The sequence below is a fragment of the Sphingopyxis sp. GW247-27LB genome, assembly GCF_002277025.1.
Classification (GTDB): domain Bacteria; phylum Pseudomonadota; class Alphaproteobacteria; order Sphingomonadales; family Sphingomonadaceae; genus Sphingopyxis.
Map to the genome: position 1 here is coordinate 221,339 of NZ_NIWD01000015.1, position 20,028 is coordinate 241,366.

Annotated in this window: 19 protein-coding genes; 11 read left to right on the forward strand and 8 right to left on the reverse strand. The window is 64.6% G+C overall.

All coding sequences use genetic code 11. From position 1 onward, the window contains the following. Positions 1-181 precede the first annotated feature (181 nt). From CD928_RS20155 to CD928_RS20180, 6 genes are all read right to left on the reverse strand, one after another. Positions 182-652, reverse strand: coding sequence for an SRPBCC family protein (locus tag CD928_RS20155; RefSeq protein WP_095388883.1), 471 nt, complete (start codon positions 650-652; stop codon positions 182-184). Between the two features lie 81 nt (positions 653-733). After that, on the reverse strand, positions 734-1,078 hold the full coding sequence (locus CD928_RS20160) for a DUF190 domain-containing protein (protein WP_095388884.1): 345 nt from the start codon (positions 1,076-1,078) through the stop codon (positions 734-736). A 12-nt stretch (positions 1,079-1,090) separates the two neighbouring features. Beyond that, positions 1,091-4,333, reverse strand: coding sequence for an efflux RND transporter permease subunit (locus CD928_RS20165; RefSeq protein ID WP_095388885.1), 3,243 nt, complete (start codon positions 4,331-4,333; stop codon positions 1,091-1,093). A 3-nt stretch (positions 4,334-4,336) separates the two neighbouring features. Further along, entirely contained in the window at positions 4,337-5,506 is a 1,170-nt protein-coding gene (locus tag CD928_RS20170; RefSeq protein WP_095388886.1) for an efflux RND transporter periplasmic adaptor subunit, read from the reverse strand. Between the two features lie 109 nt (positions 5,507-5,615). Then, positions 5,616-6,800 carry a TolC family protein gene (locus CD928_RS20175; RefSeq protein WP_255247272.1) on the reverse strand — a complete coding sequence of 395 codons (1,185 nt, stop codon included), beginning with the start codon at positions 6,798-6,800 and terminating at the stop codon, positions 5,616-5,618. 188 nt (positions 6,801-6,988) lie between these two features. Continuing rightward, positions 6,989-7,351 carry a hypothetical protein gene (locus CD928_RS20180; protein ID WP_054731791.1) on the reverse strand — a complete coding sequence of 121 codons (363 nt, stop codon included), beginning with the start codon at positions 7,349-7,351 and terminating at the stop codon, positions 6,989-6,991. A gap of 286 nt (positions 7,352-7,637) precedes the next feature. On the opposite strand from CD928_RS20180, the gene CD928_RS20185 reads away from it, so the two are divergent. The 11 genes from CD928_RS20185 (at position 7,638) to hutC (ending at position 18,572) form a co-directional block, all read left to right on the forward strand. Continuing rightward, positions 7,638-8,171 carry a DUF3703 domain-containing protein gene (locus CD928_RS20185; RefSeq protein WP_255247273.1) on the forward strand — a complete coding sequence of 178 codons (534 nt, stop codon included), beginning with the start codon at positions 7,638-7,640 and terminating at the stop codon, positions 8,169-8,171. A 49-nt stretch (positions 8,172-8,220) separates the two neighbouring features. Further along, positions 8,221-8,559 (forward strand): hypothetical protein, encoded by a 339-nt coding sequence (locus CD928_RS20190; protein WP_058802268.1) that lies wholly within the window; start codon positions 8,221-8,223, stop codon positions 8,557-8,559. 65 nt (positions 8,560-8,624) lie between these two features. After that, a complete protein-coding gene (locus tag CD928_RS20195) occupies positions 8,625-9,860 on the forward strand; it encodes a TolC family protein (RefSeq protein ID WP_095388889.1) in 1,236 nt (411 codons plus the stop codon). Further along, positions 9,857-11,119, forward strand: a complete 1,263-nt coding sequence (locus CD928_RS20200) for an efflux RND transporter periplasmic adaptor subunit (RefSeq protein ID WP_095388890.1) — start codon at positions 9,857-9,859, stop codon at positions 11,117-11,119. The genes CD928_RS20195 and CD928_RS20200 overlap by 4 nt, the downstream gene beginning before the upstream one ends. Before the next feature lie 17 nt (positions 11,120-11,136). Then, positions 11,137-14,298 (forward strand): efflux RND transporter permease subunit, encoded by a 3,162-nt coding sequence (locus CD928_RS20205; RefSeq protein ID WP_095389076.1) that lies wholly within the window; start codon positions 11,137-11,139, stop codon positions 14,296-14,298. A gap of 117 nt (positions 14,299-14,415) precedes the next feature. Further along, on the forward strand, positions 14,416-15,012 hold the full coding sequence (locus CD928_RS20210; protein ID WP_095388891.1) for a cation transporter: 597 nt from the start codon (positions 14,416-14,418) through the stop codon (positions 15,010-15,012). A gap of 55 nt (positions 15,013-15,067) precedes the next feature. Continuing rightward, on the forward strand, positions 15,068-15,397 hold the full coding sequence (locus CD928_RS20215) for a helix-turn-helix transcriptional regulator (protein ID WP_095388892.1): 330 nt from the start codon (positions 15,068-15,070) through the stop codon (positions 15,395-15,397). 13 nt (positions 15,398-15,410) lie between these two features. Continuing rightward, a complete protein-coding gene (arsC, locus tag CD928_RS20220; RefSeq protein ID WP_095388893.1) occupies positions 15,411-15,839 on the forward strand; it encodes an arsenate reductase (glutaredoxin) in 429 nt (142 codons plus the stop codon). Positions 15,840-15,849: 10 nt separating this feature from the next. Next, positions 15,850-16,917 (forward strand): ACR3 family arsenite efflux transporter, encoded by a 1,068-nt coding sequence (gene arsB, locus CD928_RS20225; RefSeq protein ID WP_095388894.1) that lies wholly within the window; start codon positions 15,850-15,852, stop codon positions 16,915-16,917. A gap of 5 nt (positions 16,918-16,922) precedes the next feature. Continuing rightward, the gene (gene arsH, locus CD928_RS20230; protein ID WP_095388895.1) at positions 16,923-17,678 is read left to right on the forward strand and encodes an arsenical resistance protein ArsH; all 756 of its coding nucleotides are present in this window, start codon (positions 16,923-16,925) and stop codon (positions 17,676-17,678) included. A 57-nt stretch (positions 17,679-17,735) separates the two neighbouring features. Next, on the forward strand, positions 17,736-18,572 hold the full coding sequence (gene hutC, locus CD928_RS20235) for a histidine utilization repressor (protein WP_255247274.1): 837 nt from the start codon (positions 17,736-17,738) through the stop codon (positions 18,570-18,572). 11 nt (positions 18,573-18,583) lie between these two features. Here the strand turns inward: hutC and CD928_RS20240 are convergent, their stop codons facing one another. Both CD928_RS20240 and CD928_RS20245 read right to left on the reverse strand, forming a co-directional pair. Beyond that, on the reverse strand, positions 18,584-19,318 hold the full coding sequence (locus CD928_RS20240; protein ID WP_095388897.1) for a PepSY domain-containing protein: 735 nt from the start codon (positions 19,316-19,318) through the stop codon (positions 18,584-18,586). Beyond that, positions 19,315-20,019 (reverse strand): PepSY domain-containing protein, encoded by a 705-nt coding sequence (locus CD928_RS20245; protein WP_095388898.1) that lies wholly within the window; start codon positions 20,017-20,019, stop codon positions 19,315-19,317. Before CD928_RS20245 ends, CD928_RS20240 begins: the two co-directional genes overlap by 4 nt. Between the last annotated feature and the right edge of the window lie 9 nt (positions 20,020-20,028).

The window sequence follows — 20,028 nt, forward strand, 5'->3', positions numbered from 1 at the left end:
CTTTTCTCTTGGCGATCGGCACTGCGATCCGGACTTACACGAAACGCCCGGCAGGATGAGGTGCGGGAGCCTTTGCGGGATGCGACCCGGCTCCCGCACCTCCCTGACAGCCGGAGATCCCTGCCCGTGGTGAGGGGGGCGATTGAGAGGGGCCTCCGACGGCCAGGTTTCGAATTCCATATCATGCGCGACGTCCGCTCGGCCGCGCGTAGCGGGACTGGACCGTCGTGCGGCGGAAATGCTTTTCGAGCGCAGCGTTCGAGCGGCGCAGGAACACCGAGCAGGCGCGGCGCAGGAAGGGATAGCCGAGCCACGAGAAGAAACCGCGGCAATCGAGCCGGTGCGTCACCTCGACACCCTGCCCGAGCTTTTCGAGCCGGTAGCTTTCCTCGATGACGAGGAGGCCGCGCATACCCGTCCGCCAGGAGAAGCCAGAGAGCCAGTCGAGCCCCGTGATCCGGCCCTCGGCAGACAGTTCCGGCCCGCGCGGTCCGCGCGGCGAGTAGACATAGTCGACGCGTTCTTCATCTCCGGGGCGATCGGTGAAGCGAAGCGTCGGATGCCAGTCGCCGTAGCGCTCGATATCGACGAGCAGACGCCAGACGCGCCCGATCGGGACCGGCAAGCGGAGCGAGGTGCCTACCGAGAACATCGGAGACCTCCTCGCTCGCGCGAGCTGGTCCGCGACGCAGGCCGGGGACCTGCGCCGCGGTGTAGACCGGCAAGATGCCGGTCAGCTCTGAACATCGGGGGGCTCCGCGGCGGATTTCCCGCCGAGGATGTCGACCGCTTCGAGCGTGATGAGCCCGATGTCCGGTATCTCGGTCAGCTGCGCCGCAAAGTCGCGGAGCCGCTGCTCCTCGTCGATGATCTCGATCACCACCGCCCGGTCATTCTCCAGCGCATGCTTGCGATGGAGATGCGCCGAGCGACCGAAACCGAGAACCGCTTCGAGCACCGTAACGCCTGCCAGCTTTTGCTGGCGAGCGAGTTCGGCAATGAACTCGAAAACCCGCTGATCGCCGAAGAAGGCGGATTCGTCGGTGTAGATGCGCAAGAGCTTGGATGCTTTTGTCATGACAGTCTCTCCCTATTCCGTGACCGGCTGAGCCGCCGGCTCCGCTTTTCGCTTCAGGAACTTCGGCTGCCAGTCCGCCCCGAGAACGACCTTTGCGATCGCTGGGAGAACAAGCAGCGTCAGGATGGTCGCCGCGATGAGGCCGCCGATGACGGTCGTCGCGAGCGGCTTCTGCACTTCGGCACCCGTGCCGGTCGCAATCGCCATCGGCACGAAGCCGATTGCGGGCACGAAGCCGGTCATGATCACCGCGCGCATCTTCTCGGTCATGCCCTCGCGGATGGCCTCCGCGAGCGGGACGTCATTCTCGAGCCGCTCTCGGATCGCCGTCATGACGACGAGACCGTTGAGCACCGCGACGCCGGCAAGGCAGATGAAGCCCACTGCCGCAGAGACCGAGAAGTTGATGCCCGTAAGCGCGAGCGTGAACACGCCGCCAGCGAGCCCAAGCGGCACCGCGAGGAACACGGCGGTCGCGCGTCCGAAGGTGCCGAGTGCCATGTAGAGCAGGATGAAGATGCCTGCGAAGCAGAGCGGCACCACGATCGAGAGCCGCTTCGACGCCGCCTGCAAGCTTTCGAACTGGCCACCCCATTCGAGGTAATAGCCAGCCGGAAGCTTCACATTGGCGATCTTCGCCTGCGCTTCGGCCACGAAGGAGCCGGCATCGCGGCCCTCGAGGTTCACCTGCACGACGACGCGCCGCTTGCCATTTTCGCGGCTGATCTGGTTGAGCCCTTCGGTCAGCCGGATCTGCGCCACCTGAGCGAGCGGCACTTGTCCGCGGATGCCGCCTTCCGAGGGAAGGAGAACAGGCAGCGCGCGGATGTCGTCGAGATTGACGCGGGTCGCATCGGGCACGCGCACGGTGATGTCGAACCGGCGATCGCCCTCGTAAAGGAGACCCGATTCCCGCCCACCGAGTGCGGCCGACACGGTGTCGGCCACCTCCTGCACCGACAGGCCGTAGCGTGCGATCGCATTGCGATCGAGCTGCACGTCCAGCATGGGAGCGCCGCCGACTTGGTCAGCCTTGACGCTGCCCGCACCCGGGATGCCCTGGAGCACCTTCACCATCTCGTTCGCGGCGAGCGACATCTTGTCAAGGTCGTCGCCGTAAAGCTTGATGGCGACGTCGCCGCGGACACCCGCGATCAGTTCGTTGAAGCGAAGTTCAATCGGCTGGCTTACTTCATAGAGCTGGCCGAGTTGGCCGCCAGCGGCCTTCTCGATCCGCTCGACGACATCGGCCTTGGAGTCGACGCCCGCCGGCCATTGATCCTGCGGCTTCAGGATCACGAAGCCGTCCGAGATGTTCGGCGGCATCGGATCGGTCGCTACCTCCGCCGTACCCGTCTTCGAGAACATCAACTCGACTTCGGGCAGCTTCGAGATGGCCGTCTCGACGTTTCGCTGCATGGCGAGAGACTGTTCGAGACTCACCGACGGAACGCGAGTGGAAGCGAGGGCCATATTCTTTTCGTCGAGCTGCGGAATGAATTCCGAGCCGAGCAGTCCGAACGCCGGGATGGCGAGGAGGAAGAAGGCGAAACCACCGGCGATGAAAGCCCAGGGCTTGGCGATCGCCTTGTCGAGCAGCGGCAGATAACGCTCCTTCGACTTGCGGATTGCCCAGACTTCCTTCTCCGCGACCTTGCCGCGGATCATCAGCGCGACGAGCGCCGGGACAAGCGTGATCGCGAGAATGAAGGCGGCGACGAGCGCGAGCATGATGGTGATGGCCATCGGCGAGAAGGTCTTGCCCTCGACGCCCGTGAACATCAGCAGCGGTGCGAAGGCGAGCAGGATGATCGCCTGGCCGAAGACAGTCGGTTTGATCATCTCCTGACTGGCGCGCATCGTCTCTTCGAGACGTTCGCGAAGGTCGAGCAATCTCCCTTCATGTTCCTGCCGGTGCGCCAATCTGGCCAAGCAGTTCTCGATGATGATCACCGCGCCGTCGACGATCAGACCGAAGTCGAGCGCGCCGAGGCTCATCAGGTTACCGGGGACCCGGAACGCGTTCATGCCCATCGCCATCATCAGGAAGGAGAAGGGGATGACGAGCACCGCGATGATCGCCGCGCGCCAGTTGCCGAGCAGGAAGAAGAGCGCGGCCGCCACGAGCAGCGCGCCTTCGGTGAGGTTCTTCTCGACCGTTCCGACCGTTGCATTGACGAGGCTGGCACGGTCGAGCACCACCTTCACTTCGACGCCGGGCGGCAGGGTCTTCGACACTTGCGCGATTTTCGCCGAGACGTCTTCGGCGACGGTGCGGCTGTTCTGGCCGATCAGCATGAGCACGGTGCCGATCACGGCCTCCTTGCCGTTCATGCTGCCCGCACCGGTTCGAAGATCGCCGCCAATTTTCACATTGGCGAGCTGTCCGACGGTGACGGGAACCCCGCCGCGCGTCGCGACAACGGCGTTGCGGATTTCATCGACCGAACGCACGCGCGCGTCGACACGCACGAGATAGGCTTCGCCCGCCCGGTTATAATAGTTGGCGCCGACTGCGAGATTGGCCCGTTCGAGCGCCTCGCCAAGTTCACTGTAGGAAATGCCGTAGCTGGTGAGGCGGGTCGGATCGGGTTCGACGACGAAGGTCTTGGCGTAACCGCCGATCGAGTCGACGCCAGCCACGCCGCCAACCGACTTCAGCTGCGGGCTCACGATCCAGTCCTGGACCGTGCGCAGATACCCCGATTTAGCGATTTCGTCGGTTAGGATATCGCCCTCGGGGGTCAGATAGCTGCCATCCGGCTGCCAGCCGGGCTGACCAGCGACCTTCTTCGCGCCCTTGCCGTCTGGGTTCTTGTAGCCGACGGTGTACATGACGACTTCGCCAAGACCCGTCGTCACCGGCCCGATTTGCGGCTGCACGCCGTCGGGCAGATTTTCGCCCGCCTGAAGCAGGCGTTCACCCACCTGCTGGCGCGCGAAATAGAGATCGGTCTCGTCGGTGAAAATCGCCGTCACCTGGCTGAAGCCGTTGCGCGAGATCGAGCGTGTTGTCTCGAGCCCCGGAATGCCTGCCAGCGAGATTTCGATCGGGTAGGTTACGAGCTTCTCGATTTCGACCGGCGAAAGGCGCGGGTCGATCGTGTTGATTTGCACCTGCTTGTTGGTGATGTCGGGAACCGCGTCGATCGGCAGCTTGGTGAGCTGCCAGACGCCGAGGCCCGCGATCACGAGGAAGAGGAAGAGCACCGCCCAGCGCGCGCGGACGGATAGCGCTATCAGTTTCGCGATCACGGTTTATTCCTCCTCGCCCGCGCCCTTGCCGAGTTCGGCCTTGAGCAGGAAAGCGTTCTTGGTCGCGACGATCTGGCCCGGCTTCAGCCCGGAGAGGATTTCGACACGGCCCGCGCTGCGCTGGCCGACGGTGACCTGCTGCGCCCGGAAGCCGTCCTTCGTGCGGACGAACACCACGTCGCGGCCTTCGAGCGTCTGGAGGGCTTCGTCGGCGATCACGATCCGGGCCGGCCCACCGGTTTCGGCGCCGCGGCTCGGGAGCAACCGCACCCGGACCGCAAGGCCCGGCTGGAGCGCCCCGGGTACGTCGAGCACGGCGGTTGCCGAGCGCGTATCGCCGGACAGGCCGGGGGTCACAGCCCGCACGCGGGCATCGATCGTGCGTCCGTCGGGAAGTTCGATGATCGCACGGTCTCCGGGCGAGAGCCGCTGTGCATCGGCCGGGCCGACGGCCGCCTCGATCTGCACCTTGCTGGGATCGGCAACGCGGAACAATTCGGTTTCGGGCTGAACGAAGGCGCCAAGGCTGGCGTTCTCGGCCGTGATCCGTCCCGAGATCGGGCTTGCCACGATGACGCTGCTGCCATCGCGCGTGACCTGCGCGGCGCTCGCTGCGGCACGCGCGCGCTGCGCTTCGGCCGCGGCGGCCGCGGCTTCGGCTTGCGCCTGCTCATAGTCGACGCGCGCCGACACCTTCTGGTCGAACAGGGTCTTCTCGCGGTGGAGATTTTTCTGCGCGAGCGTCGAGCGCGCATCGGCGGCAATCCGTTCGGCCGCAATCTGGGCGGCGTCGCGGCTTTGCACGATCGCGATCGTCTCACCGGCGCTGACCGGATCGCCGAGCCGCTTGAAGAGACGGGTGACCGCGCCGCCCGCGCGGGCGGTGACGATCGCCTCGCCGCTCGGCGCGGCGGTAACGGTCGCTTGCGAGATGATTTCCGAACCGAGTCCGCCGGCGCCGATCGTCTCGACGCCGATCTCGGCGGCCTTGATCGCTTCGGGCGTGATGGCGAGGCTGCTCGGAAGAGCTTCGCTCGCCGCTTCCTTTTCGCCGTCGGCAGCCGGTGCGGCGGCCGGGTCGGCGGTGCAGCGGGCAACGCCGAAGCCCGTGACGGCGGCGAGTATCATGGCGCCCGCGACAGTGCCGAGGAGACGCTTGTCCTTGGTGATCATATTCTATCTCCGCTGTTGATGCGGTTCGCGCGCCGACCGGCGGCGCACCCCTGTTGACTTGGAAGGACGATGGCGAAGGCGCCTCCGTCCACTGGAAGGCTCGGCGCGCTCATGGCTGATGATCCGCATCGCCGTCGGCGGCTGCCTGGCGCGAGAGGATGGCGCGGGCTTCGGCCCGGGCCTGGCGCGCCGCGATCAGCTCGGCCTGCGTTGCCGCATAGGCTTGCTGCGCGTCGATATATTCGACGAGCGAGGACTTGCCGGCGCGGTAGCTGAGTTCGGCGAGCCGGACGCCCTCGCGCGCCTGCTCGATGCCGCTGCCCTCAAGCGCCGCGAGGCGGGCCTCTGCGGCTTCGAGTTCGGCCTGCGCATTGGCGATCTCCGCCTGAGCGTTGACCACCGCATTCTCGCGCCGCGCAATGGCGGCGGCGACATCGGACTTGGCTGCCGAGATGTTGCCGCGGTTGCGATCGAAGACGGGGAGCGGCACGGAGACGTTGGCGATCAATGCGCGATCGCCGGTGTCGCGAAGCTGACGCACCCCGAAGCCGACCGACGGATCGAGCCGGCCATCGGCGCGCTGCCCCTGGAGCCGCGCTTCGGCAATCAGCTTCTCGGTTTCTGCCAAGCGAACGTCGAGCGTCGCAAGCGAGTCCACCGTCTCCGGTGCCACCCACATATCGCCTTCCATCAACTCGGCAGGCGAGACCGAGCTTCCGAGGAGCGCCGCGAGCGAACGCCGGGCGGTTCTTTCTTCGGCCTCGGCCGTGCGCAGCTCGGCGGTGGCCTGAACGAGAGCCGCGTTGGCGCGGAACGCGCGGAGCGGCGGCTCGTTGCCGGTATCGACCATGGCCTGTGCCACGCGAACGAGTTCACGGGCACGCGCTTCATTTTCGCGTGCGAGCGCGAGGCTATCGCGCGCCGCAAGAGCGGTCGCGAACTGGTTGCGGACATCGAGCGCAAGATCTGCGCGTGCAATCTCCAACCTGTACTTCGCTGCCAGAAACTCGGCGTCGGCGAGCGTCATGCGCGCCCGGCGCCGGCCCCCGATATCGAGGCGCTGGTTTACCGAAACGGTCGTCTCGAGACCGTTCAGGCCCGAATAGGGGCCGGTGCCTGCGAAATTCTCGACATCGACATTGAGCGTCGGATTGTAGCGATAGCCCGCCTGACGCTGGCGACCGCGCGCGGCCTCCACTTCGGCTTCGGCGGCAACCACGCGCGGCGATCGGGCGTCGGCTTCCTCCATCGCCTGTGCGAGGGACAATCGAGCGGGAAGCGGGCCGGTACGCACGGCCTCGCCTGCGGAAGAAGGCGGTCCCACCAGCTCCGTCGCTGCCGACTGGGCAGCGGCGGGCGCGGAATTTGCGCCTGCAACGAGCGCCACGAGACTCGCGGCGACAACTATGGATTTCATGAAAAAGAGACTCCTGACGTTTCCAGGGAGAAGCGCACGCGAAGGGCGCGCGCAGACCTAAAGCGTCAGGCGATTGGAGGGCGGAACGTCCCGATATAGGCGACGGGCGGCAAGGCGGCCGTCAGGATGCGCGTGTGCGCTTCAGGAGCAGGGGTTTCGGTCGCTGCCGACAGCGTTTCCGCCGGGACGCCCGAATGGTGACCATGGCAACCATGAGCGGCGGCTGGCACCTGCTGTTTTTCGCCGGGAGAGGATTTTTTCTTGTCGACTTCGGCGCTTTCGATCGCCGGTGCGGAAACGCAGCCGGCCTCGATCGCCGCGACAAAAAGGCTCGCTTCGGCCCGATCCTCGGTCGCATGTGCGAGCGACCCCGCAACCGTTCCGGATGCAAGGAGAAGGGTCAGGAGGAAGAGGATCACCCGTCGCATTGAAACCGGCCCCTAGCATCGAAACGGCGCGGTGAAAAGTAGAAGATTTTCAATCAACTTCGGCGGCACTCTTCGAACCCCCGAACCGGCTCCGTAATATTATCTCATGGAGGTAAGGGAGCAGTGCATCTTGCCCCTCTATAGTTGCAGAAGCGTCTAAAGAAACAGGATATCCGCCGAACAATCGCGCGTTAAGCACAATAATTCTACGATTGTCTTTTGCTGTTATTTCTATCGTTTCGCTATTGGCTGCCGCCTCCTTTGTTCGGGACGACATTCGAGCGATATGCTTCCCGTGAGACGAGGGCGTAAATCGGAAGCCGAGCGGCACAGCGTCCCGCCGGAACATCAGGGCTTGACCCTGTATCTACTACAGGGTGCAAAAGCCTGCCCTGCACAAAAAGGGGGAATGGACATGGTGCCGCCGACAGTAAATCCCGTGAGCATGGCCGTCATCGAGCCGCTGCTGCGCGATCAATATCGCCTGTTTTGCGAATCACGCCGAATCGGAGATGAAGCCGCTGCGTGGCAGGCGCTGGAATGGGAACATATATTGAGCCAGCCCTATATGGGCGCGCATCTCGCCTCCCACTGGCACATGCTTCGCTATGCGATCGAGCTCGGCGATGCCCGTGAAGCTGCCGGTCAGGCGATGCGGTTCCTGCTCGTCCCGCTCGGTTCGCTGACCGGTCGCCTCCCCGCGGGCAACAATGGCCGCGCGCGGGTGAGCGCCTTCGAGCCGATGCCAATGCCGAACGCCCTGGAAGCGCTGATCGAAGCGGCCCGATCGAGGGAGAGCGGCGCTGCGCGAACCGATTGATCCGGTTTTGGACTTCCGGAACAGGGCATTCGCTGTTAGGGGCGCGACCATGTCCGGCGCTCCCCTTCGCCTGTTGCTTGTGTTCATCCTGCTGCTCAGCGGGCTCCACAATGCTGCGCCGGCGATGGCGGGCATGACGCACCATGCGACGGATTCGCATCTTTCGCACCATGTCGAGCCGGGCCATGCGTCGGACAAGGACACGCAAAAAGGTCAGCAGGACGCCGACCTCCACGGCAGTCACCATAATTGCCCGGTCGCATCCGATCAGGCCCTTTCGGGTCATGACGATCTGTCCTGTTTTTCCGGCGGCCTGCACTTTGCGCTGCCCGCGACGCGCCTCGCTTCGCGCGCGCTCGCACCTCCCCTGAACCCTCCCCTCGCCTGAACGACGCCTGCCGCGCGGCTCCTTTTCGGCCTGCGCTCAGTCGAACCGTTCAGGAGTGATCATTCATGCATATCCATATGCGCGCCGCCCTGTTGGCCGGGGCTGCGCTGCTGGCGGGGTCCGTTTGGGCCCAGCCGCTAACGCTCAACCAGGCGGTCGAGCGGGCCATCGCTGCATCGCCCGAGCTTAGAGCCGGCGAAGCGGGGGTCGACGCCGCGCGCGCCGACCAGCTGCAAGCCCGCGTCCGTCCCAATCCGACCGTGTCGGTCGACATGGAAAATGGCGTCGGAACGGGCGGCTATGGCCTGTTCCGGCAATCGGAACTCACCGTCACCTATTCGCAGCCGCTCGAACGCGGGGGCAAGCGCGAGGCACGGATGGCGCTTGCCGAGCGCGGCGTCGTACTCGCCGAGGCGCAGTGGCGGCTCGTCCGGCTCGACATCGCCCAGGAAGTGCAGCGCGCCTATATCGACGTCCAGATCGCCGAGCAGATGGTCTGGATCGCAGAGGATCGCGTCAAACTCGAAAAGGAGATGCGGACCGAAGCGATCCGGCGCGTGCGCGGCTACAAGGATCCGCTCTTCGTCGAGACGCGCGCCGATGCCCGCATTCTCGAAGCCGAGCTGGCCCTGAAGGAAGCCCAGGCGAAGCGGCAATCCGCACGCGCGTTGCTCACCTCCTTCTGGGGCGGCACGCCTGACAGTCTCGTTATCGCCGAGGGGATCGAGAAACCCGATCCGCGCGATCCGCCGCTTGCCGAAGCCGACGCGGCGGTCTTCGACGCCGCCGTCGACCGGGCCCGCGCGCAGGTCGTCGTCGAGCAAAGCCGCGCGCACCAGGACTATACGGTCTCGGGCGGCACCCGCTTCCTTCGCGAGACCAACGATGTCGCCGTTCTCGGCGGCATCTCCATCCCGCTCGGACGGTTCGACCGCAACCAGGGCAATATCGCCCGGGCGCAGGCCGAACGGCGGCAGCTCGAGTTCCAATCCGAAGCGAGCCGGCTCGAGCGGCTGCGGCGCCTCGCGTCGCTGCGCGCCGACGCCGACGCCGCACGCGTCCGGGCCGAGGGCATCATGAACGACGTCTATCCCAAGGCGGTGAAGACGCTCGGCCAGGTGCGCGAAGGCTATGCCCGCGGCGGGTTCCTGTTCGCCGACGTACAGGATGCCGCCGACGTCATCATCCAGATCCAGGGTCAGTGGGCCGAGGCCATGACGCGCTTCCGCGATTTGCTCGCGGAGATCGATCGCCTGACCGGCCGCTTCGATGCGGCCCCCCTTGCGGAGAATATTCCATGAAGAAGTTTCCATTTCCCGCCGCGGCTGCGGCGCTGTTCCTTGCCGTGCCTCTCGCTGCCTGCGGCGGCGGAGCCGAGGGCGAAGACAAGCATGAAGAAGGCGAAAGCCACGCCGAGGGCGAAGGCGAGGAAGATGCCAAAGGCCCGAACGGTGGCAAATTGCTCAAGAATGGCGATTTCGCGGTCGAGGTCACGATCTTCGAGAATGGCACCGAGCCGCAATTCCGCGTCTTCGCGACGCGGGACGGCAAGCCGGTCGACCCCAAGGATGTCCAGCTCGCCATCACGCTCACGCGGCTTGGCGGCGACGTCGATCGCTTCACCTTCCGCCCGCAGGGCAAATTCCTCGCAGGGCAAGGTGTCGTCACCGAACCGCACAGCTTCGATGTCGAGGTCGTTGCGGTGACGGGCGGCAAGCGGCACGTCTGGAAATATGCGAACCCCGAAGGCCGCACGCGGATCGCGGCTGACGCCGCCAAGGCCGGGGGCATCGAAACCGCGGTCGTCGGACCGGCGACGGTGGGCGAAATGCGCGAACTCTACGGCACCGTCCAATTGTCACCGACCGCCCGCTCCGAAATTCGCGGCCAATTCCCCGGCCGCGTCGTCTCGGTGACCAAGGCGGTGGGTGACAGCGTCCGGCGCGGAGAGCTTCTCGCGCGCATCGAGTCGAGCGAGAGCCTCCAGGTCTATCCGGTATATGCGACGGTCGGCGGCGTGGTTGCCGAGCGCAACGCCAACCCCGGCGACGTCACCGACGGGCGCGCGCTCTATGTGGTCACCGACCCGGCGCAGACCACGGTCGTCTTCAACATCTTCCCCCGCGACCTCGCGATTATCCGTCCGGGTATGCGGGTGACGGTGGAGACGCAGGACGGCGCCGAAATCGCGACCGCGCCGCTCGGGCAGTTCCTGCCCGACGGCAATGTCGAGGCGGGCACCGCGCTCATCCGCGCGACGATCCCCAACCGTTCGGGAACGCTCCGCCCGGGCATGGCCTTGCGCGGCCGCGTGATGGTCAACCCCGTCACTGTGCCGCTCGCCGTGCGCACCGAGGCGATCCAGCCCTTCCGCGACTTCAAGGTGGTCTATGCCAATTTCGGGCAGGATTATGAGGTCCGGATGCTGAAGCTCGGTCGTTCGTCGCCCAAATGGACCGAGGTCCTGTCGGGCATCAAGCCCGGCACCGCCTATGTCACCAAGGGCAGTTTCCTCGTTCGCGCCGACATCGAAAAGTCCGGCGCGGGCCACGACCATTGATCGGGGAGCAGGATAACATGCTAGCCAGAACCATAGGCTTTTCGATCCGGCAACGATGGCTCGTCCTCGCGGTCGTCGCGCTCCTCTGCGCGATCGGCGCGTGGAGCGCGACCAAATTGCCCATCGACGCCGTTCCCGACATCACCAACGTCCAGGTCCAGATCAACACCAAGGCGGAAGGCTATTCGCCGCTCGAGTCCGAGCAGCGCATCACCTATCCGATCGAGACCGCGATCGCGGGCATCCCGAACCTCAACTATACGAGATCGATCTCGCGCTATGGCCTCAGCCAGGTCACCGTTGTCTTCGAGGACGGCACCGACATCTATTTTGCGCGCCAGCAGGTCAACGAGCGGCTCCAGGCCGCGCGCGGCCAGCTTCCGCCCGGGATGGAGCCCGAAATGGGGCCGATCTCGACGGGTCTCGGCGAAATCTTCATGTTCTCGATCGAGGCCGAACCGGGCGCGCGAAAACCCGACGGCACGCCTTATACGGCGGAAGACCTCCGGACGATGTCCGACTGGGTCATCCGGCCGCAGATGCGCACGATTCCGGGGGTCGCCGAGATCAACACGATCGGCGGCTACGCCCGCCAATATCATGTGACACCCAACCCGGCCTCGCTCGCCTCGCTCAATCTCTCGCTCAACGATGTTGTCACCGCAATCGAGGCCAATAATGCCAATCGCGGCGCCGGTTATGTCGAGCGCAGCGGCGAACAGATTCTGATCCGCGTGCCGGGTCAGGCCAATAATGAGCGCGACCTGTCGCAGATCATCGTCACCACTCGCGGCGGGGTTCCGATCCGGATCTCCGACGTCGCCGATGTCGCGATCGGTTCGGGGCTCCGCACAGGCGCCGCGACGGAAAATGGCAAGGAAGTCGTCCTTGCCACGGTCTCGATGCTGATCGGCGAGAATCCGCGCGTGGTGGCGCAGGCCTCGGCCGAACGTCTCGTCGAGGCTTCGCGTGCGTTGCCGAAGGGCGTCGTTGCCAAGCCGCTCTACGATCGCACCGCGCTCGTAGAGCGGACGATCTCGACGGTGCAGAAAAACCTCGCCGAGGGCGCGCTGCTCGTCATCGTGATCCTGTTCCTGCTGCTCGGCAATTTCCGGGCGGCGCTGATCACGGCGGCTGTCATTCCGGTCGCGATGCTGATGACGCTGACGGGCATGCTCCAGACGCGGACATCGGCAAACCTCATGAGCCTCGGGGCGCTCGACTTCGGCCTCATCGTCGACGGGGCCGTCATCATCGTCGAGAACTGCCTCCGCCGGCTCGGCGAGGCCCAGCACAGGCTCGGGCGCCTACTCGATCGCGGCGAACGCTTCGGTCTCGTCGCCTCGGCGAGCGCAGAGGTGATCAAGCCGAGCATCTTCGGCATCATCATCATCACTGCGGTCTATCTGCCGATCTTCGCGCTCGAGGGCGTCGAGGGCAAAACCTTCCATCCGATGGCGATCACCGTCGTCCTAGCGCTTACCGCCGCTCTGCTGCTGTCGCTCACGCTGGTTCCGGCCGCGGTGGCGCTGTTCGTGACCGGCAAGGTCGAGGAGAAGGAAAATTGGCTGATGCGCGGTCTCGGCAAGGGCTATCGCCCGATGCTCGACCGCGTCCTCAATTGGCCGAAGGCTGCGCTGGCTGGTGCTTTGGCGCTTGTCGCGCTGAGCGGCGTGGCGGCGACCAGTCTCGGGTCCGAGTTCATCCCGGACCTCGACGAAGGCGATATCGCGATGCACGCGATGCGCATTCCGGGGACGAGCCTCACCCAGTCGATCGCGATGCAGGAGGCGCTGGAGAAGAGGATCAGGCAGTTCCCCGAAGTCGAGCGGGTGTTCGCGAAGATCGGCACGCCCGAGGTGGCGACCGATCCGATGCCGCCATCGGTCGCCGACAATTTCATCATGCTCAAGGACCGGAAGGAATGGCCCAATCCGAGAAAGACGCGCGACCAGCTCGTTGCCGAACTCAACAAGGCGGTGAACGAGGTGCCGGGGAACAATTATGAGTTCACCCAGCCGGTGAAGATGCGCATGAACGAGCTGATCGCCGGCGTTCGCGCCGACGTGGCGATCAAACTGTTCGGCGACGATCTCGATCAATTGCTCGAATCGGGGCAGGCGATCGAGGAAGTTGCCGGCGGAATTGCGGGCGCGCAGGACGTGAAGCTCGAACAGGTCACCGGCCTGCCGATGCTCTCGGTCACGCCCGACCGCGACAAGCTCGCGCGCTACGGCGTCAGCATGGAAACGGTGCAGGATGCGGTTTCGACCGCGACCGGCGGCCGCCAGGCGGGCGAGCTTTTCGAGGGTGACCGCCGCTTCGACGTGATCGTCCGGCTTCCCGAGGCCATTCGCACCGATCTCGCGTCGCTCGGCAATCTCCCTGTCGCGCTTCCGGCTGGCGGCTTCGTGCCGCTTTCCGAGCTGGCGGAGATTTCGCTCGCGGCGGGGCCGAACCAGATCAGCCGCGAAAATGGCAAGCGCCGCGCGGTGATCACGGCGAATGTTCGTGGGCGCGATCTGGGTTCGTTCATCGACGAGCTCACGCAAAAGGTCGAAGCTGAGGTCGTGCTGCCCGATGGCTACTACATCGAATATGGCGGCACGTTCGAACAGCTTCAGTCCGCAACCGAGCGCCTCCAGATCGTCGTGCCGCTGGTGCTGCTGCTGATCTTCGGCCTGCTGTTCATGCTGTTCGGCACGGTGCGCGATGCGGCGATTGTCTTCTCGGGCGTGCCGCTGGCGCTGACGGGAGGGGTGGCGGCGCTGGCGCTGCGCGACATTCCGCTCTCGATCTCGGCGGGCGTCGGCTTCATCGCGCTCTCGGGGGTCGCGGTGCTCAACGGCGTGGTGATGCTCTCCTTCATCAAGGATCTGCGCGAACGCGGAAAAGCGCTCGTCGAGGCGATCCGCGAAGGCGCTCTGACCCGCCTCAGACCGGTGATGATGACCGCGCTGGTGGCGTCGCTCGGGTTCGTACCGATGGCGCTCAATGTCGGGGCTGGGTCCGAGGTGCAGCGGCCGCTGGCGACTGTCGTCATCGGCGGGATCATCTCGTCGACGATCCTGACGCTCCTGGTGCTGCCTGCGCTCTACCTCCTGGTCCATCGACGGACCGCGAAGGCCGAAGAGGAAGAGTTGGCGCGTCCGAGCGGCGTGCCCAGCCCCGCAGGCTGAGACCCTCCCGGATGGCTGCCATTCCCCCCTGTCGGCGGCAACCGGGAGTGCTGACTGGGGCGGAACCCAAGCGGGTTCCGCCTCCTTTTAGGGATGGTGAGGATGGAGGAGCTTGCAATGAATGAAAAAGCATCCGGGAGCGAACGCGAAAAGCGAACGCTCCAGATCGTTCTCGTCCTGAACGCGGCTATCGCGATCGCCTTCCTCGTGACGGGCGGGCTCGGTGATTCAAGCGCGCTCATCGCCAATGGGCTCGACAATCTGTCCGACGCCGCGGTCTATGCCTTGAGCCTCGTTGCGCTCAGCCACGGCCTGAAATGGAAAACCCGTGCTGCCACGGCATCGGGCGTCATGCTGCTGGTCTTCGCGGCCGGCGTCCTGTTCGATGTGGGACGCCGCTATTTCGAAGGCAGCGAACCGATCGGTCCGACGATGATGATCATGTCGGCGGTCGCTGCGGTGGCGAACTATGCTTGCCTGAAGCTCTTGCAACGCATTCAGGATCCGGACGTCAACCTCAGAGCCGCGACAACCTTCAGCTACAACGACTTCATCTCGAACGGCGGCATCCTGATCGCGGGTGTCCTTGTCTGGTGGCTCGGCACGAATTGGCCAGACCTTCTGGTTGGATTTGCGACCGCGCTGATCGCGATCAAGGGCGGGATCGAAATTCTTCGCGATGCTCGCGCCGAGACTAAGAAGTCGCCCGTCTAATCGGGTTTTCCCGATGCGATTTGACAGAATGAAACACATCGGATAATTCCGATGCATGAACGTTGACACCGCGCTTCCCGCTCTCGCCGCCCTCGCTCATCCGACGCGTCTCGAGGCCTTCCGTTTGCTCGTCCGGCATGAGCCGGAAGGCCTGTCGACCGGGGAGCTTGTTGACGCATCGGGTCTCACGCAGAGCACCTTCTCGACGCATCTCGCCGTGCTCGCCAAAGCCGGTCTCGTAAAGTCCGAGAAGCTTGGGCGGCAGCAGATACAGCGAGCCGATATCGACACGCTCCGCGAACTGATGCTCTTCCTTGCGAAGGACTGTTGCCAAGGCCGCCCCGAGCTATGCGAGCCGCTGCTTGCCGAACTCACCTGCTGCTGAAGGAACCAGCCGCGTGACCGACATCGTCATCTACCACAATCCCGACTGCGGCACCTCGCGCAACACGCTCGCGCTGATCCGGAATGCCGGGATCGAACCGCACGTCGTCGAATATTTGAAGACCCCGCCGTCGCGAGCCTTGCTCGAACAGCTGATCGAACGCGCGGGCATCGCGCCACGCGACCTGCTTCGCGAAAAAGGCACGCCTTATGCGGACCGCGGCCTCGGCGACCCCGGCCTCGGCGATAGCGAACTCGTCGATGCGATGATGGCGCATCCCATCCTCATCAACCGCCCGCTTGTCGTATCACCGCTGGGGGTCAGGCTCTGCCGCCCGTCCGAGGCTGTGCTCGATATTCTTCCCGCGCCGCAGCTCGGCGCCTTCGCCAAGGAGGATGGCGAACAGGTCGTCGACGCCGACGGCCATCGCGTCCAGGCCTGAGGAGAGCATCATGTCCTCTGCCGCGAAGCAGGAACGCCTGTCGTTCCTCGACCGCTATCTGACCCTCTGGATCTTTCTCGCGATGGCCTTCGGCGTCGCACTCGGATCGCTTTTCAAGGGACTTCCCGCCGCTATCGACGCGATTTCGATCGGGACGACGAATATCCCGATCGCGATTGGCCTGATCCTGATGATGTACCCTCCGCTCGCGCGCGTGCGCTACAACGAGCTCCCGCGCGTGTTCGAGGACAAGCGCGTCCTTGCGATTTCGCTCATCCAGAACTGGATCATCGGACCGGCGCTGATGTTCGCGCTCGCGGTCCTCTTTCTATCGGACAAGCCCGAATATATGACGGGCCTGATCCTGATCGGCCTCGCGCGCTGCATCGCGATGGTGATCATCTGGAACCAGCTCGCGAAAGGCGACAATCAATATGTCGCCGCGCTCGTCGCCTTCAACTCGATCTTCCAGATCCTCTTCTTCAGCGTTTACGCCTGGTTCTTCCTCGCCGTGCTGCCGCCGCTCTTCGGCCTCGAGGGCAGCGTGATCGACGTGAGTTTCTGGACGATTGCCGAGGCGGTTCTCATCTATCTCGGCATCCCGTTCCTAGCCGGATACCTCACGCGGCGATTTCTCGCGCGCGCCAAGGGAGACGAGTGGTACGAGGCACGCTTCCTACCGAAGATCGGTCCAATCACGCTCGTCGCGCTGCTCTTCACCATCGTCGCGATGTTCAGCCTCAAGGGCGGCGAGATCGTCACCATTCCCGGCGACGTCGTCCGGATTGCCATCCCGCTCACCATCTATTTCGTGGTGCAGTTCCTCATCAGCTTCTGGATGGGCAAGCTTATCGAAGCCGATTATCCGCGCACGACCGCGGTCGCCTTCACCGCCGCGGGCAATAATTTCGAACTTGCGATCGCTGTCGCCATCGCCGCCTTTGGTCTCGCCTCGCCGGTGGCCTTTGCCGCCGTGATCGGCCCGCTCGTCGAGGTTCCCGTCCTCATTCTGCTCGTCGGCGTTGCATTCCGCCTCGGCCGCCGCTGGTTTCCCGCAACCGTTCCTTCAAAAGTCTGAGTAACATGACAGTACAAACCTACGGTCGCCTGCGCACGCTTGGCGATCCCGATCATCTTCCCGCGCTCAGCCCCGAATATCTTCACGCGCGGCCCGCGCTCGGCCTCGGGCCGCTCGATCCTGCCCCGCGCATCCTCCTCCTTTACGGAAGCTTGCGAGAAAGGTCCTACTCGCGGCTCGTCGTGGAAGAGACGGCGCGCCTGCTCCGGCTCTTCGGCTGCGAGACGCGCATCTTCGACCCGTCCGATCTCCCGCTTCCCGATCAGGTCGCCGACGACGATCATCCCGCGGTCGAGGAACTCAGACAGCATTCGATCTGGTCCGAAGGCCAGGTCTGGTGCAGCCCCGAGCGCCATGGCCAGATCACCGGCATCATGAAGGCGCAGGTCGATCATCTTCCCCTCGCCTATAAGGGTCTTCGTCCCACGCAGGGCCGGACCCTCGCGGTGATGCAGGTGTCGGCAGGATCGCAATCGTTCAACAGCGTCAACACGCTGCGCATCCTCGGCCGCTGGATGCGGATGATCACCATTCCCAACCAGTCGAGCGTCGCCAAAGCCTATCAGGAATTCGACGAATCGGGGCGCATGATCCGGTCGAGCTATTATGATCGCATCGTCGATGTCGCCGAGGAACTGGTGCGATTCACCGTGCTCACGCGCGTCCATGCCGACCAGCTCGTCGATCGCTATTCGGAACGGAAGGATCGGAAAGAGCCGGTCATCACGCCCGCCGAGCTCGCCAAACTACCCGGAGCCTAGCCGCCTCGTTGCAAACCTTCCGCTATCCGGCGTCGCGCAATTTTTATTTCCGAACGCTTGGAAAAGACCGAGGCCAACCTGTATAGACGGGTTATGGATTTTCCCTCTCGCACCTCGGGCAACGGGTCCCGGCCTTCAAACCAGTCCACACCGGCGCGGCGCCCCAGCCCCGATGAGAAGGAGAACCAGCCTCCCCGCCGCTATGCCGCAATCAAGCAGAGCATTTGCGATGCCGTGCGCGACGGTCAACTGAAACCGGGCGATCGCGTGCCATCCGAGGCCGAACTCGTCGAGCAATTCGATGTCTCGCGAATGACCGCGAACCGGGCGCTTCGCGAGCTTCAGGCCGCGGGTGTCCTCGTCCGCCGGGCTGGCAGCGGTTCTTTCGTCGCGGAACCGAAGCCGATCGGCCAGATGATCGAAATACGGAATATCGCCGAGGAAATCCGCGATCGCGGCCATGTCTATCGCGCCCGCGTTGTCCAGAATGACGAGATACGGGCAAACGCTGAAACCGCGGCCCTTCTTCAGGTTCCGGTCGGCACGAAGTTGTTCCACTCGATCATCGTGCATCACGAAGCCGAGTTCCCGATTCAGCTCGAGGAGCGTTTCGTGCTGGCGTCGGCCGCGCCCGACTATGGCAAGATCGACTTCACGCAAATGACGCCGAACGAATATCTGACGCGCACGGCACCGTTGGAGCGGGTCGAGCATCGCGTTCGCGCCGAAGTGCCCGACGCGCAGACTCACAGCATGTTGGGCCTGTCGGATGGCGAACCGGTACTGCGGATGACCCGTCGGACCTGGAGCCACTCGCGGCTCGTCAGCCACGCATGGCTGACGCATCCGGGCTCGCGCTTCGAACTGTCGGCCGCCTTCTCGATCGACGACTGACCGCGGGCGCGTCAGGCTGTGCGGCGGATCACGACGGGCTTGCGGCGGCGCCGCAGCCAGCGAAAATCGGCGCGACTGAAGCTCTTGAACAAAAGGTAGAAGCCGGTCCCGGACAACCAGAGCACCCCGAACGCGACGAAAATGATCAACGGGTGATTGAAGCTCTTCCGGTTCACATAGTCCATATTGTGAAGCATCCAGAAGAAGTCCCACGTTCGCCACGTGTCGCCGCGCATGACAAGAAAACGCGCGGTGTCGAGCGAGACATAGGCGCTGCTGTTCTCGGCATCGGCGAAATCGACGCGCCACATGGCACCCTCATGATCGCGCGATTCGAGGTTCGGCTTGGCGATCACGCTCACCTCCCGGATCGGCGCCTCGTTCATCATCGACGCGACTTCGCGCGCCATGGCTTCATCGACGCGAATAGTCTCGCCGCTCGTCGCATCGACGAGGCGGACGCCCTTCGCGGAGCGCACCTCGTAGACCGGCCGGGTTCCGAGATCGCGGAGTATTACGCCGGTGACGGGCTCGCCCCGCGGCAAGGCCGCAACGTCGAAATATTCCCCCGGAGGCAGCGGATGCCCGTGCGACATGCCGCCGCCGTGGCCGCCGACCTTGTCCTTGTCGAGAAGGGCCATCACCGAGCCGCTGAGCGCCCAGAGCAGGAACTGGAGCCCGAGGATCAGGCCGACCCATTTGTGGATGCGCCGGAAGAAAAGCGGCGTCAGGCGGATCTTCTTCATGCCTGCTTCCTCTTGCGGCGTTTGAAGGACCAGATCAGCAACCACGCACCGGTCAGCGCCATCGCAAAGGCGCTCCAGGTCGCGACGCGGAGCAACGGGTTGTTGACGTCCGTGCGCTCATCATAGTCCATGATGTGGAGCATCCACGCGAAGTCGAACACGCGCCACAATGCGTGGCGGCGCGAGATAAGCTCACCGGTCGTCGGCGACAGATAGAGCGTCGGGCGGTTCCAGCCTTCGAACTCGACCTGCCAATAGGGTGGCTTGCGCGCCTGCATTTCCTGAGGTGCCTCGGTCAAAAGTCGCACTGAGACGATCTTGCCGTCACCGGTGTAGAGGCGCCGTGCCTGTTCTCGGACCTGGGACTCGGTCAGGGCAGGCAGCGGCGCACCCGAACGCGCGTCGAACAAGCGCGCGCCTTCAGGAGTCTCGGCGCGCCAGACCGGTTGGCCAGAAAAGCGCTGGAGACGGATTTCGGACACCCCCGGCGTGGCCGCGACGACCTTCGACGGCGCTGCGAGGCCGTCGAGGTCGAAGGGCTGGGCCACCGGGGAGCGCACCAGATGATCGCCGTGGATGGTGTCAATGTGAACGACCACCATGTAGAAGCCGGTCAACGTCCAGAGCAAAGCCTGGACGCCCACGACCAGCGCCAGCCATTTATGCGTTCGCCGAACGAGCAGCGGCCAACGTATCGCCATCTCCCAATT

Coding starts and splice junctions, on each gene's coding strand:
- CD928_RS20155 (WP_095388883.1), bottom strand. CDS start 652: ATGTTCTCGGTAGGCACCTCGCTCCGCTTGCCGGTCCCGATCGGGCGC.
- CD928_RS20160 (WP_095388884.1), bottom strand. CDS start 1,078: ATGACAAAAGCATCCAAGCTCTTGCGCATCTACACCGACGAATCCGCC.
- CD928_RS20170 (WP_095388886.1), bottom strand. CDS start 5,506: ATGATCACCAAGGACAAGCGTCTCCTCGGCACTGTCGCGGGCGCCATG.
- CD928_RS20180 (WP_054731791.1), bottom strand. CDS start 7,351: ATGCGACGGGTGATCCTCTTCCTCCTGACCCTTCTCCTTGCATCCGGA.
- CD928_RS20185 (WP_255247273.1), top strand. CDS start 7,638: ATGCTTCCCGTGAGACGAGGGCGTAAATCGGAAGCCGAGCGGCACAGC.
- CD928_RS20190 (WP_058802268.1), top strand. CDS start 8,221: ATGTCCGGCGCTCCCCTTCGCCTGTTGCTTGTGTTCATCCTGCTGCTC.
- CD928_RS20195 (WP_095388889.1), top strand. CDS start 8,625: ATGCATATCCATATGCGCGCCGCCCTGTTGGCCGGGGCTGCGCTGCTG.
- CD928_RS20200 (WP_095388890.1), top strand. CDS start 9,857: ATGAAGAAGTTTCCATTTCCCGCCGCGGCTGCGGCGCTGTTCCTTGCC.
- CD928_RS20205 (WP_095389076.1), top strand. CDS start 11,137: ATGCTAGCCAGAACCATAGGCTTTTCGATCCGGCAACGATGGCTCGTC.
- CD928_RS20210 (WP_095388891.1), top strand. CDS start 14,416: ATGAATGAAAAAGCATCCGGGAGCGAACGCGAAAAGCGAACGCTCCAG.
- CD928_RS20215 (WP_095388892.1), top strand. CDS start 15,068: ATGAACGTTGACACCGCGCTTCCCGCTCTCGCCGCCCTCGCTCATCCG.
- arsB (WP_095388894.1), top strand. CDS start 15,850: ATGTCCTCTGCCGCGAAGCAGGAACGCCTGTCGTTCCTCGACCGCTAT.
- arsH (WP_095388895.1), top strand. CDS start 16,923: ATGACAGTACAAACCTACGGTCGCCTGCGCACGCTTGGCGATCCCGAT.
- CD928_RS20240 (WP_095388897.1), bottom strand. CDS start 19,318: ATGAAGAAGATCCGCCTGACGCCGCTTTTCTTCCGGCGCATCCACAAA.
- CD928_RS20245 (WP_095388898.1), bottom strand. CDS start 20,019: ATGGCGATACGTTGGCCGCTGCTCGTTCGGCGAACGCATAAATGGCTG.